Genomic DNA, 13,500 nt, shown 5'->3' with positions numbered 1-13,500 from the left:
TCGTGAATTAACGACGCCGGGTTGTCATGCCGGCTCACCAGCTGAGCTCGACGCCGTCGTACTGGAAGAAGCGGCCGTTGGCCTGCGACATGTCCGCACCGGCTTCTGCGATCACGCGGCGCATGCCGGTCACGCTGGTTTCCGGATCGATCGCGGCCTGCGCGCCGCCCATGTCGGTGCGCACCCAGCCGGGATGGAGCGAGATGCACGCGGCGTGGCGCGTCTGCAGCGACGCGATGCGCAGCACGTCGTTCAGCGCGGCCTTGCTCGCGCGGTACAGCCAGCCGGTCGTGCCGGTCGCTTCCGCGATGCTGCCCATCCGGCTCGAGACGACGGCCAGCACGCCACGCGCGTCCTCGACGAGCGGCAGCAGGATCGGCAGCAGCTGCATCGGCCCGCGCACGTTCGTATGCATCACCGCGTCGAAATCCTCGGCGCCGATCGTCTCGACGCCCTCGGTGCGGGGCCCGTACACGCCCGACACGAGCACGGCCGCGTCGAGCCGTTCGCCGTCGAGCTTCCAGCCGAGCGCCGCGATCTGTTCGGGTTGCGCGATGTCGAGCGCATAGGCTTGCGCGCCGAGTTCGCGCAGCGCGGCGAGCGATGCGTCGTCGCGTGCGGTCGCGATCACGTTCCAGCCGTCGCGGCGGTATTGCCGGACGAATTCGCGCCCGAGGCCGCGCGATGCGCCGACGATCAGTACGGTTTTCATGTTCGCCGCTCCTTTGCGTTGCACCGCCGTCGCGGCAGTGTCGGTGTCAGATCAGTTCGAGACCCGTCGCGACCAGGCTCGTGTGCATCTTCAGCCGGAGGACGCGCGGCGCGTGCGCGCCGCGCCGGCGCCGGTTACTTCGCGTCGCCGCACGACGGCTTGAGCGTAGCGGCGACCGCCTGCGCGACGTCGTCGAGCCGTGCGGCGTCCGCCGCGACCATGTCATTGTCGGGCGCGTGCTGGCCGCGCGCGGTGAGCGCCGCGACGCAGCGCTTGTAGGTTTCGTCGAGCGCGTCGAAGTTCGACACGGCCATCCCGAGGTTGCGCATCCGCCCGTCGTGCACGCCGTACACGAGCCCGTGCACGGTGAGCGACTGGCCGCGCGCCCACGCGTCGTTGACGATCGTCGTGCGGCACACGTTGACGACCTGCTCGATCGCGTTCAGCTCGATCAGGCGGCGATAGCGCGCCTCGCCGACCGGCCATTCGTCGAGCAGCGCTGCGTGGCGTTCGCGCACGTCCTGCACGTGGTGCAGCCAGTTGTCGGCGAGGCCGACGCGGCGGTTGTGCAGGGCCGCGTTCACGCCCGAGCAGCCGTAGTGGCCGACGACCATGATGTGCTTCACGCGCAGGATGTCGACCGCGAACTGGATCACCGACAGGCAGTTCAGGTCGCTGTGCACGACGACGTTCGCGATGTTGCGGTGCACAAAAACTTCGCCCGGCGGCAGGCCGATGATCTGGTTCGCCGGCACGCGCGAATCCGAGCAGCCGATCCACAGATATTCCGGCGCCTGCTGGTCGGCGAGACGCGAGAAGAAATCGGGATCGTCGGCCAGCTGGCGCTTGACCCAGGCGTCATTGTTGTCGAACAGATGTGAAAGCGGATTGTCTTGGGTATTCATCGGGTGTGGATTCCGTTGGCGGAAAGCGGGTCGATAACGGGTTCGATTCGATTGGATTCGGTCGTGCGTCACGCAGCGCGCTGCGCGTCGTCCGCGCCGTCGTCGGCGTCAGGCGTCGCGTCGAAGCGATCGGGGTAGCGCACGCTGAAACGCAGCGACGCGTCGTACGGGAAAAAATCGGGCAACTCGCCCTGCAGCAGCTTGTCCTTGCTGGCCTGCCACAGCGAGGCTTCGAAAAAGTCCGCGTGATGCTTCATGAAGACGGCCCGCACGCGCGGGTCGCCGAGCAGGAACGGTCCGTAGGTTTCCGGAAAGATGTCGTGCGGGCCCACGGTATACCACGGTTCGCCGGACAGTTCGTCTTCCTCGTTGCGCGGCGGCGGCACGCGCCGCACGTTGCAGTCGGTCAGGTACTCGATCTCGTCGTAGTCGTAGAACACGACGCGGCCATGGCGCGTGACGCCGAAGTTCTTGTAGAGCATGTCGCCGGGGAAGATGTTGGCCTTCATCAACTCCTTCACCGCGTTGCCGTACTCCTTCACGCCGTGCTCGATCTCGGCGTCGGTGCCGTTCTGCAGGTACAGGTTGAGCGGGATCATCCGGCGCTCGATGTACAGGTGCTTGATCACGAGGTTGCCGTCCTCGTATTCGAGCAGCGACGGCACCTCCTTCTCCAGCTCGCGCACGAGCGCATGGTCGAGCCGCGAGATCGGCAGCGCGACGCTCGAATACTCGAGCGTGTCGGCCATCCGTCCGAGACGGTCGTGGCGCTTCACGAGCTGGTACTTCTCCATGATCTGCTCGCGCGTCGTTTCCTTCGGCGGCGGGAAGTGATCCTTGATGATCTTGAACACGTACGGGAACGACGGCAGCGTGAACACGAGCATCACGAGGCCCTTGATCCCGGGCGCGATGATGAAGCGGTCGCTCGAATGCGACAGATGGTGCAGCAGGTCGCGGTAGAACAGGTTCTTGCCCTGCTTCTGCAGGCCCACCGACGTGTAGATCTCGGCCTTCGGCTTGCCCGGCATGATCGTGCAGAGAAAATCCACGTACGCGGACGGCACGCCCATGTCGACGAGGAAATACGAGTGCGAGAAGCTGAAGATGATCTGCAGCAGGTCGCGGCGCAGCAGCACGGTGTCGAGGGCGAGCAGGCCCGGGCGCACGTGGCGGATCGGCACCGCGAACGGCAGCACGCGATCGGCGTTGATGATGCGGCCGACGATGTACGCGCTCTTGTTGCGGAAGAACAGCGACGACAGCACGTGGATCTGGAAATTCGGCGCGGCGTCGAACTCGCCGAATTCGTCGGTGATCGCCTGCATCATGCAGCCGATGTCGCGCGCGAGATCCTCGAACGGCGGCTCGAGCTGGAAGTTCGTGACGATGCGCTCGAGCGTGGCCGCGAGCCCGTCGGTGCCCGGGTAGTACGCGCGATAGGTCGGCTTCGCGGCCGGCTCGTCGTTCTCGAGGTATTCGGTCGAGATCGCGGGCCGCACGAAGATGAAATCGTTGCTGAAATACGAGCGGTGCAGGATCTTGCAGCACACCGAATTGAAGAACGTTTCCGCGCACTCGGGCTGGCGGTGCGACGTGAGCAGGCCGATGTAGTGCAGCTTGATCTGCTGCCAGACCTCGTCGTCGATGTTCTCCGCGTCGTATTCGTCCTGCAGCACCTCGACGCATTCCTGCACGCGATCGTCGTACGACGTGATCCGCTCGCGCGCCAGCCGCTGCAGCCCGTGCCAGTCGGCGCGCTCGTATAGCGTCTTCGCCTCGACTGCGGCTTCCCGGAAGATCCGGTAGTGACGGTCGAAGTTTTCGAGCATCGTCTGCGCGACGTCGAAACCGATCTGCGACGACAGCAGCTTGGGGAAGTGATTCATTGCGTGCAGGCTCGTTCGAGAGGGACTGTAAGCACTCGCCATTTTAGCGCCCAAGTCGGCATTTCAATGAGTTTCGGGGTCCGGCGCCAAGCGCCGTCAATGCGCGGGTTGTTCGCCGTTGCATGCTGTTCGGTGCATCTTCGCGTAAAGATACGGGTACGGAACGGATTCTGGCACGAACTTTTTTGCCCGGCCGACGCCCGCCGGGCACGCGTTTCACGCGACGGCGATAGAATCGACGCGATGCCCGCCGCGGCCTGCCGCCCGCGCGCTCATGCACTTGCATTCCCCCCGCATACGTACCCGCATTTGCAGCTGCATTTGCAACGACAACGACGAGACACCCGACCGATGAACGCACTGGAACACCAACTCGACTATCCCTTCGCCGACACGCTGCCCGCCGCGGGCGACACGTTCGAGGTCGCGCCCGGCGTGCGCTGGCTGCGCATGCCGCTGCCGTTTTCGCTCGATCACATCAATCTCTGGCTGCTGCGCGACGAGATCGACGGGCAGGCCGGCTGGACGATCGTTGACTGCGGGATCTCGTCGGATGCGATCCGGACGCACTGGGAGCAGATCTTCGATCGGCATCTCGACGGGCTGCCGGTGCTGCGCGTGCTCGTCACGCACTGCCATCCCGATCACTTCGGCCTCGCGAACTGGCTGTGCGAAGGCGGTGACCAAGGCCGCTGGAACGTGCGGCTGTGGATGACGCTCGGCGAATACATGTTCGGCTGCCTGATGGCGGCCGGCAACGGCTCGAACGCCGGCGGCGCGGCCGCGGCCGATCACTTCGCGCGCCACGGCCTGACCGATCCGGCCGCGCTCGACAAGCTGCGCAGCCGCCGCAGCTACTACTCGGATCTCGTGCCGGCCGTGCCGCCGCGCTACAGGCGCCTGCGCGAAGGCGACGCGGTGAAGATCGGCGCGCGCACGTGGCGCGTCGTCACCGGCTACGGCCATTCGCCTGAACATTGCGCGCTGCACAGCGAAGCGGACGGCGTGCTGATCTCCGGCGACATGGTGCTGCCGCGCATCTCGACCAACGTGTCCGTGTTTGATCTCGAACCGGAAGCGAACCCGCTCGCGCTGTATCTGGAATCGCTCGGCCGCTACGAAACGATGGCGCCCGACACGCTCGTGCTGCCGTCGCACGGCAAGCCGTTCCGCGGCGTGCGCACGCGCATCGCGCAACTGCGCGCGCACCACGACGCGCGGCTCGACGAAGTGCGCGTCGCGTGCGCGGAACAGCCGGCCAGCGCCGCCGACATCGTGCCGATCATGTTCCGCCGCCGCGAGCTCGACATCCACCAGATGACGTTCGCGCTCGGCGAGGCGCTCGCCCACCTGAACCTGCTGTGGCTCGCGGGCGAGCTCGTGCGCGAGCAGGGCGACGACGGCGTGATTCGCTACACGCGGGCCTGATTGCCCCGGTCGCTCGATGCGCGACGCAACGTCGCCGTCGTTTGCGTTTCAAGCGCCATGCGCCCCGCGATCCATGCCACGCAAACCGGATCACGCGTGGGCCTGCGAAGCTCGACGCATGACCCGCCCGACGGGAGCGGGGCGCATGGAAATGACTATCGATCCGCGCGCCGTCGACGACACCGTGCTCGCGCCCGGATTGATCGACGATCCGAGCCGGTCGGCAAAGCGCAATCCGCCGCGCTGACCGACGCTGGCGTGCGCGAATCGAAGCGGCGTTTCAGGCAGCGGCTCGCCGATTCCAATCAGGACGTCACGCGCAACGGCGAGCGATCGTGATCGCTAATCACGCGACGGGTTCGTAACGCCACCCGTCGCGCTGCCATTGCATCGTGTGCGTCGGTTCGAGCGCCGCAAGAAACGCGGCGTCGTGCGACGCGACCACGATCGCGCCGGGGAAGCCGGCCAGCGCGGCTTCGATCGCGCGCACCGATTCGAGATCGAGGTGATTGGTCGGCTCGTCGAGCAGCAGCAACTGCGCCGGTGTGCCGCGCCACAACGCGCACGCGAGCGCGGCCTTCAGCCGTTCTCCGCCGCTCAGGCGATGCACCGGCTGCGTCGCGCGTGCGGCATCGAGCTGCAGCAGCGCGAGCCGGCTGCGCAGGTCACCTTCGGCGAGCGGCGTATCGAGCAGTCCCAACTGCTCGACGATCGAGCGCTCGGGGTCGAGCAGCGCGAGCCGCTGGTCGAGATACGCGGCGCTCACGTGCGTCGTGCAGGCACCGGAGCGCGGCGCGAGTTCGCCGGCGAGCATGCGCAGCAGCGTCGATTTTCCGCAGCCGTTCGGGCCCGTCAGCGCGATGCGCACCGGGCCGCTGGCCGACCACGTGATCGCGTCCGCACGCCCGGCGGCATGCCACGGCAATTGCGCACGCTCGAGCGTGAACAGCTGGCGGCGGGCGCTGACCTCGGTGCCCGGCAACGACACGAGCACCGGCGCGTCGGCTTCGACGCGTGCGGCCGCCTCCTGCACGCGCTCGTCGAGCGTCGCCTTGAAGTCGTTCTGATGACGCCGGACCTGCCCCATGATGTTGCGCGCCGCGCCCTTGCGACGCTGACGTGCCATCGACGACAGGTTGGCCGTCTTCGCGTCGCGCAGCGCGCCGGCCGCGTGGCGCTGGATCGTGTCGTGTTCCTGTTCGAGCCGGCGTCTCTCGCGTCCGCGCTCCGCGTGCGCATGCTCCAGCGCGGCCTGCGCGGCATCCTGTTCCGCGTCGCGCTGGGCGCGATACAGCGCGTAGTTGCCGCCATACGCGCGCACGCCGTGCGGCGTCAGTTCGACGATGCGCTGCACGTGCGCGAGCAGCGCGCGGTCATGGCTGACGATGACGACGCCGCCGCGCCAGCCGTCGAGCGCCGCGCGCAGCCACGCGCGGCCCGCTGCATCGAGATGGTTGGTCGGTTCGTCGAGCACCAGCAGCCCGGCCTCCGACAGCAATGCGCCGATCAGCGCGACGCGCGCCAACTGGCCGCCGCTCAGCGCGTGCGCCGGCGTGTCGGCGCGCACGTCATGCAGGCCGGCCGCGTCGAGCGCCGCGCGCAGCCGTTCAGCCAGGTCCCAGCGATCGCCGATCAGGTCGAAGTCGAGCGCGTGCGCACAGCCGTCCGCGAGGCGTGCAAGGGCCGCGAGCGGCGCATCGAGCGCGGCGATTTCCGCGACGGTGCGCGTGCCGGCCGGCGCGTCGTCGTGCTGCTGCGCGACGTAGACGACGGGCGTGTGCCGGTCGATCGTGCCCGCGCTGGGCGTGCGCCGGCCCGCGATCAGTCGCGCGAGCAGGCTCTTGCCGACGCCGTTGCGGCCGACGATGCCCGTCGGCGTGCGATCGATGGAAAGGTCGAGCGAATCGAACAGCGTGACGCCGTCGTCGAAGCGGAAGGAAACGTGATGAAGCGCGACGAGCGCGCCGGTTGGCGTGGCAGCAGCCATAAGCACCTCCGAAAATGCGTGAAACCCTTCGCGCGGCGTGCGTGGCACGGCGGCGAAAACATTTTTGGGAAGGCTTAGTTGGTCACTTTGGCTGGCGTCCGGTATGAGGAATGAGCGCGCAGTGTAGCAAGCGCGCCGCGCAGGCCGCAAGCGACGGGCCGGGATGCCGTCGCTTGCGCGCCACGCACGGTTACTGCACGGAGACGGCCGTGAAGTTCTGGCGGCCGAACGGGCTGACGTGATAGCCGCTCACGTTCGCGCGCGTGAGCGCGGCCGCGGTCGGGTAGCCGAGCGGAATCCACAGCGCCTGATCGTGGATCACCTTCTGCGCCGATTCGTACAGCTTCGCGCGCTTGGCCTGGTCGGCGGTCGACTTGCCGTCGGCGATCAGCTTGTCGAGCTGCGCGTCGCAGAAGCGCGCGAAGTTGATGCCTGACTTCACCGCGTTGCAGCTGAACAGCGGCGACAGGTAATTGTCCGGATCGCCGTTGTCGCCGGCCCAGCCCATGAACAGCATGTCATGCTGGCCGAGCTTCGCCTGCTTGATCAGCTCGCCCCATTCGATCACCTTCACCTCGGCTTTCACGCCGATCTTCGCGAGGTCGGCCTGCAGCAGTTCCGCGCCGGCCTTCGGGTTCGGGTTCAGCACGCTGCCCGTCGGGCGGGTCCAGATCGTCGTCGAGAAGCCATTCGGGAAACCGGCCGACGCGAGCAGCTGCTTCGCCTTCGCGGGATCGTACGCATACGGCGCGATGTCCTTCGCGTAGCTCCACGTGTTCGGCGGATACGGGTTGTTCGCGGCGGTCGCCGTGTTGTCGAACACGACCTTCAGGTAGGTCGAGCGGTCGAACGCGAGGTTCAGCGCCTCGCGCACCTTCTCGTTGTCGAGCGGCTTCTTCTGCGTGTTCAGCGCGACGAACGCGGTCATGAACGCGGGCGTCTGCACGACCTTCAGCGCGCTTTCGCCCTTCGCGGCGAGCACGTCCTGCGGCTTCGGCGACAGCGCGATCTGGCATTCGCCGGCCTTCACCTTCTGCATGCGCACGGACGCGTCGGGCGTGATCGCGTAGATCAGCCGATCGACTTTCGGCTTCGCGCCCCAGTAGGCCGGGTTCACGTCGTAGCGGATCAGCGCGTCCTTCGTGTAGCTCTTCAGCACGAACGGGCCGGTGCCGATCGGCTTCGCGTTCAGGTCGGCCTGCTTGCCGGCCTTCAGCAACTGGTCCGCGTATTCGGCCGAGTAGATCGACGCGAAGCCCATCGTCAGGATCGGCACGAACGTCGCGTTCGGCTCGTTCAGCACGAACTTCACCGTGCTGTCGTCGACCTTCGTGACCGACTTCACCAGCTTCACGAGGCCCATCGACTGCGCGTGCGGAAAGCCGCTCGCGCCGGCCACCTTGTGCCACGGGTTCGCATCGTCGAGCATCCGCGAGAACGTGAACACGACGTCGTCCGCGTTCAGCGGGCGGCCCGGCTTGAAGTAGTCGGTGGTCTGGAACGCGACGTTCGGGCGCAGGTGGAACGTGTACGTGAGGCCGTCGGCGCTGGCTTCCCATTTGTCGGCGAGCGCCGGCACGACCTTCTTCGCGGCTTCGTCGTACGACACGAGCGTGTTGAAGATCACGTCGGCCGATGCGTTGGTGGTGACGAGCGAGTTGTACTGCACGACGTCGAAGCCGTCCGGGCTCGATTCCGAGCAGACGGTGAGCGGCTTGGCGACGGCGAGGCCGGGAGCGGCGAGGGCGGCGGCGAGCGCAGCCGCGGCGAACAGCTTGACGTGCATAGGTTCTCCCACGTGACTTGTGATTTTTGCCGGATGTCGGAATGCATGCGGAATGCAGGCGCGGCCCGGTGGTGGGCGGGGCCGGCGCGGCTGGCGAATAGCATACCGGCAAAGCGCGCGGCGCGTGAAAAAAGGCGTCGGAACGAGGTGAATTGAGCGAACAACGGCTGCGTTCGCGACGGAATGCGTGTTGGGGCGGCGGTAAAGGAGGGGGGAGGCGCACGGTTGCGAAGGCAACGTGGGAAGGCGCGGATCAGCGGGCGCGACGCACTTGGCGGGGGGAGTCGCCGCAGCAGCGAGTGGCGAGTGGCGAGTGGCGAGTGGCGAGTGGCGAGTGGTGCGCGGCGTGCGCCGTGCGGCGAGTGGCGCGGCTGGAACGAAGAAAAACACGCGGCCGCGACGCCGATGCAGCGCCGGTCCGGCACGCACGGCGTGCCGGATGCGCGATGCACTCAGTGCGCGCCGGCCTTCGGCTTGCGCGGCGCCTTCTCGAACAGGCGGTCGTAGAGCCAGCGCGGCAACACGTGCAGCACCTTCGCGACGACGCCCATCTGCCACGGAATTACGCGGAACGCGTGCTGCCGCGCGATCGCCTGCGCGGCGCGGGCCGCGAAGCGATCGGCGTCCATCAGGAACGGCATCCGGTACGGGTTGTGCGCGGTCATCGGCGTGCGGATATAGCCGGGCGCGATCGTCACGACGCCGACGCCGGCCGGGCGCAGCTCGACGCGCAGCGCCTCGAGATACTTGATCGCGGCCGACTTCGACGCACTGTACGCGCCGGAGCCCGGCAGGCCGCGCACGCCGGCGACGCTCGCGACGCCGACCAGCGTGCCGTGGCGCGCGGCCGTCATCGGGCCGACGAACGGCTCGAACGTCGCGACCATCCCGTAGTAGTTGATGTCCATCACGTCGCGGAACGTGGCGAGGTCGCCCTGGCCCGTGACGGCGCCCTGGCTGATGCCCGCGTTCGCGATCACGACGTCGGGGCAGCCGTGCGCGGCGATGAACGACGCGGCGGCCGTCGCGAGCGCATCGGCGTCGCGCACGTCGGCGCTATAGACGGAGACGGACAGCTTGGGGAAGCGCCGCGCGAACGCATCGAGGGCATCGGTGCGGCGCGCGACGAGGGCGAGCGTGGCGCCCTGGCGGGCGTATTCCTCGGCCATCGCGAGGCCGAGGCCGCTCGACGCGCCGGTGATGAAGACCTTCAGCGGAGTAGTCATGCCGGCGCGCGGGCGGGGATCAGAGCTTCTTGTCCTGAACCTGCTTCACGAGGTAGTCGAGCACTTGAGCGGTGCCCGGGATGCTGTTCGTGTAAGCCGGGCCCGTCTTGTACTTGCCCTGGACGACGACCGTCGGCACGCCGTCGATTGCGTAGCTCTTCAGCAGCTCGGCCGACTGCTTCACCTGGCCCTGCACGCTGAACGAGTTGTACGCGTCCATGAACTGCTTCTTGTCGACGCCCTGCGTCGCCAGGAAGTCGGCCTGCGCCTGCGGCGTCAGCAGGTAGTTCTTCTGCTTGTGGATCGCGTTGAAGATCGCCGGCGTGACCTTCTCCGAGATGCCGAGCGCGGACACCGCGTAGAACAGCTTCGAGTGCGGGAGGAAATCGTCACGGAATGCGACCGGCACGCGCTTGAATTCGATGTTGTTGCCTTGCTTCTTCACCCAGGCCTCGATCGTCGGCTCGAATTCGTAGCAGTGCGGGCAGCCGTACCAGAAGAACTCGATGACCTCGACCTTGCCGGCCGGTGCGGACACCGGCTGCGGCGACTTCATCACCTCGAAGTCCTTGCCGGACACAGGCGCGGCGGGCGACGCCTGGGCGAAGCCCGCGGCGGCCAGGCCGAGGGACAGGAGGAGCGTGCTAAGTAGTTTTTTCATGTTGTAAGCGTCGAATCAGTTGCTCGGATTACGAAACGTAACGGGTTCTGCGTGGGCGCGGCCGGTCGCTTACTGCTTCGTGAAGCGGATCACCGCCGTGTCGACACCTGCATCGGACAGGCGCTGACGGGCCGAGTTCATATCCTCGAATTTCGAGAACGGGCCGACGCGCACGCGGAAATAGGTCACGCCGCTGACATCGCGCTTCGACACCTTCGACTCGAAGCCCTGGAAGCCCAGTCGCGCGCGCTGCTGCTCGGCGTCGCCTTCCGTCTTGTACGCGCCGACCTGCAGGAAGTAGCCGGTGTTCGCGTCGTTCGCGGTCGGTGGCTTCGCTGCAGCGGCGGACGTGGCCGACGTCGCGGACGGAGCCGGCTTCGGCGTGTTCGCGGCCAGTTGCTGTTGCTGCTGTTTCTGCGCGGCCGCCTGCTGCGCCTGCTTCTGCGCGGCGAAGCGCGCGAGATCGTCCTCGCCGCCTTGCTGCTGTTGCTGCGCCTGTTGCGTCTTCTTCGGCGGCGGCGTGTTGTCGGCCGGCTTCGGCGCGACCGCGACGCCGTTGCCCGACGATGCATTGTTCGATGCGGTGGTGTTGCTCGAGCCGCTGGAGCCGTTCGCGTTGCCCGACGGCGGCACCTCGACGATCTGCGGTTCGGGCAGCAGGCCGCCCTGGGTCTGGTTTGCGGCCTGGCCGGGCGCGGTGTTGGGCGGCGCGGACTGCGCGGCCTGCGGCACCGGCTGGCCGGGCGTCTTGCCCTGCAGCGCGCGGTTCGGATCGAACTGCTGCGGCTGGCTCGCGCCGGTGTCGGTCGGCGGCGGTGCGACCTTCGACACGAACGGCGACGGCGAACGCGTGATGTAGAGCGCCACCACCACCGCGATCGCGAGGCCGACGATCAGGCCCAGCACGATTCCAAGAAATGTCCCTCCGGCTTGTTTCGATTGCTTCGAAGTTCGGCGTGGTTGTGCCATTGCTTGAGTCACCTGCAAAAAGAATCGTAAAAGGCCGAGGCAGGCGCTCCTGCCGCGGCCATTCGCTGCCCCGTTCGGGCCGCTTACATCTTGGCGGGCGCGGACACGCCGAGCACCGCCAGACCATTCTCGAGCACCTGCCGGGTCGCGGCGAGGAGCGCGGCGCGCGCGTTGCGCGGCGCTTCGTCGTCCACCAGCACGCGCTCCGCATTGTAGAACGAGTGGAATTCACCAGCGAGATCGCGCAGGTAGAACGCGACGGCGTGCGGCGCCAGCTCGTTCGCCGCGTGCGTGAGCATGTCCGGATACTCGGCGAGCTTCTGCATCAGCGACACGGCTTGCGGGCTCGTGAGCTGCGCCAGGTCGGCGCCCGGCAGCTGCGCCACGTCGACGTTGTAGCGCGACTTCAGTTCGTTGAGCACCGAGCAGATGCGCGCATGCGCGTACTGGACGTAATAGACCGGATTCTCGTCGTTCTGTTTCAGCGCGAGGTCGATGTCGAACACGAATTCGGTGTCGGCCTTGCGGGAGATCAGGAAGAAACGGACCGCGTCGCGGCCGCGCGTGATGGTCGCCTCGTCGATCAGGTCGGGTGCCGCTTCCTGGCCCGGCGCCGCGCCGCCCGACCATTCGATCAGGTCGCGCACCGTCACGTAGCTGCCCGCGCGCTTCGACAGCTTCACTTCCTGGCCGTCGCGCATCACGGTGACCATCTTGTGCAGCACGTAGTCGGGATAGCCCTTCGGGATGCCGATGTGCAGACCCTGCAGGCCCGCGCGCACGCGCGCGATCGTGCCGTGGTGGTCCGAGCCCTGGATGTTGATCACCTGCGTGAAGCCGCGCTCCCATTTCGTCACGTGGTACGCGACGTCCGGCACGAAGTACGTGTACGTGCCGTCCGACTTGCGCATCACGCGATCCTTGTCGTCGCCTTCGTCGGTCGTGCGCAGCCACAGCGCGCCGTCCTGCTCGTAGGTCATGCCGGCCTTGATCAGCGCGTCGACCGTCTTCTCGACCCGGCCTTCGCTGTACAGCGACGACTCGAGGTAGTACTGGTCGAACTTCACGCCGAACGCCTGCAGATCCATATCCTGCTCGTGCCGCAGGTAGGCGACCGCGAACTTGCGGATCGCGTCGAGATCGTCGATGTCGCCCGCGCCCGTGACCGGCTCGCCATCCTTCGCGGCGACCGTCTCGCGATTCAGGTAGTCGCGTGCGATGTCGGCGATGTATTCGCCGTTGTACGCGGCTTCCGGCCAGCCCGCGTCGCCCGGCTTCAGGCCGCGCGCGCGCGCCTGCGTCGAAATCGCCAGGTTGCCGATCTGCACGCCGGCATCGTTGTAGTAGAACTCGCGGTGCACCGCGTAGCCCTGGCTCGCGATCACGTTCGCGAGCACGTCGCCGAGTGCCGCCTGGCGGCCGTGGCCGACGTGCAGCGGGCCGGTCGGGTTGGCCGACACGAATTCGAGCAGCACCTGCTTGCCCTTTTCGCGTTCCGACGTGCCGAACGCGCGGCCCTGCTCGAACACGGCGGCGATCACCGCCTGTTTCGCGGCGGCCGTCAGGCGCAGGTTGATGAAGCCGGGGCCGGCGATTTCGGCCGCGTCGACGAGCCCTTGCGCGGCCGGCTGGGCCGTGAGGGCGGCGACGATCTTCTCGGCGAGCTGGCGCGGGTTCGTGCCGAGCGGCTTGGCGAGCTGCATCGCGACGTTGCACGCGACGTCGCCGTGCGCGGCGACCTTCGGGCGCTCCAGCGTGATGGCCGGGGTGACGAACACTGCGTCGGCGCCTTTCAGCGCGTGTGCGACCTGCGTGACGCTATCCGCGAGCAGGGCTTCGAGGGTCTGTTTGTGTGCTGGCAGCATGCTGGTAGAAGGCTTCGTTGGTGGCTGCCGGAAACACCGGCCGGCCGGCGCGCTTTTTAAGCGCGCGTTTCA

The 13,500-nt window shown here is 67.4% G+C and carries 11 protein-coding genes; 2 read left to right on the top strand and 9 right to left on the bottom strand.

The window, feature by feature from the left end; all coding sequences use genetic code 11:
• Window positions 1-34: 34 nt before the first annotated feature.
• The 3 genes from ACVK00_RS13020 to aceK all read right to left on the bottom strand — a co-directional run bounded on the left by ACVK00_RS13020 (window position 35) and on the right by aceK (window position 3,506).
• Window positions 35-712: an SDR family oxidoreductase gene (locus ACVK00_RS13020; protein WP_284894303.1), complete on the bottom strand. Its 678-nt coding sequence runs from the start codon at window positions 710-712 to the stop codon at window positions 35-37.
• 134 nt (window positions 713-846) lie between these two features.
• Window positions 847-1,617, bottom strand: a complete 771-nt coding sequence (gene can, locus ACVK00_RS13015; protein ID WP_166726251.1) for a carbonate dehydratase — start codon at window positions 1,615-1,617, stop codon at window positions 847-849.
• Window positions 1,618-1,685: 68 nt separating this feature from the next.
• The gene (gene aceK, locus ACVK00_RS13010) at window positions 1,686-3,506 is read right to left on the bottom strand and encodes a bifunctional isocitrate dehydrogenase kinase/phosphatase (protein WP_284894304.1); all 1,821 of its coding nucleotides are present in this window, start codon (window positions 3,504-3,506) and stop codon (window positions 1,686-1,688) included.
• Window positions 3,507-3,857: 351 nt separating this feature from the next.
• Between aceK and ACVK00_RS13005 the strand changes: the two genes are divergently transcribed.
• Window positions 3,858-4,934, top strand: coding sequence for an MBL fold metallo-hydrolase (locus tag ACVK00_RS13005; protein WP_228905918.1), 1,077 nt, complete (start codon window positions 3,858-3,860; stop codon window positions 4,932-4,934).
• Between the two features lie 118 nt (window positions 4,935-5,052).
• Window positions 5,053-5,181 (top strand): hypothetical protein, encoded by a 129-nt coding sequence (locus ACVK00_RS13000; protein WP_354122872.1) that lies wholly within the window; start codon window positions 5,053-5,055, stop codon window positions 5,179-5,181.
• A 99-nt stretch (window positions 5,182-5,280) separates the two neighbouring features.
• Here the strand turns inward: ACVK00_RS13000 and ACVK00_RS12995 are convergent, their stop codons facing one another.
• The 6 genes from ACVK00_RS12995 to argS form a co-directional block, all read right to left on the bottom strand.
• Complete coding sequence (locus ACVK00_RS12995) at window positions 5,281-6,921, bottom strand: ABC-F family ATP-binding cassette domain-containing protein (RefSeq protein ID WP_284894305.1); 1,641 nt, start codon at window positions 6,919-6,921, stop codon at window positions 5,281-5,283.
• 190 nt (window positions 6,922-7,111) lie between these two features.
• Window positions 7,112-8,707, bottom strand: a complete 1,596-nt coding sequence (locus ACVK00_RS12990; RefSeq protein ID WP_284894306.1) for an ABC transporter substrate-binding protein — start codon at window positions 8,705-8,707, stop codon at window positions 7,112-7,114.
• Between the two features lie 452 nt (window positions 8,708-9,159).
• Window positions 9,160-9,933 carry an SDR family oxidoreductase gene (locus ACVK00_RS12985; RefSeq protein WP_006750886.1) on the bottom strand — a complete coding sequence of 258 codons (774 nt, stop codon included), beginning with the start codon at window positions 9,931-9,933 and terminating at the stop codon, window positions 9,160-9,162.
• A gap of 19 nt (window positions 9,934-9,952) precedes the next feature.
• Window positions 9,953-10,594 (bottom strand): thiol:disulfide interchange protein DsbA/DsbL, encoded by a 642-nt coding sequence (locus ACVK00_RS12980; protein ID WP_228905912.1) that lies wholly within the window; start codon window positions 10,592-10,594, stop codon window positions 9,953-9,955.
• Window positions 10,595-10,663: 69 nt separating this feature from the next.
• Entirely contained in the window at window positions 10,664-11,563 is a 900-nt protein-coding gene (locus ACVK00_RS12975; RefSeq protein WP_175715463.1) for an SPOR domain-containing protein, read from the bottom strand.
• An 83-nt stretch (window positions 11,564-11,646) separates the two neighbouring features.
• A complete protein-coding gene (gene argS, locus ACVK00_RS12970) occupies window positions 11,647-13,428 on the bottom strand; it encodes an arginine--tRNA ligase (RefSeq protein WP_228905910.1) in 1,782 nt (593 codons plus the stop codon).
• Between the last annotated feature and the right edge of the window lie 72 nt (window positions 13,429-13,500).

It is taken from the genome of Burkholderia sp. PvR073, assembly GCF_054055695.1.
This window is presented reverse-complemented; position numbering and strand designations above follow the sequence as displayed.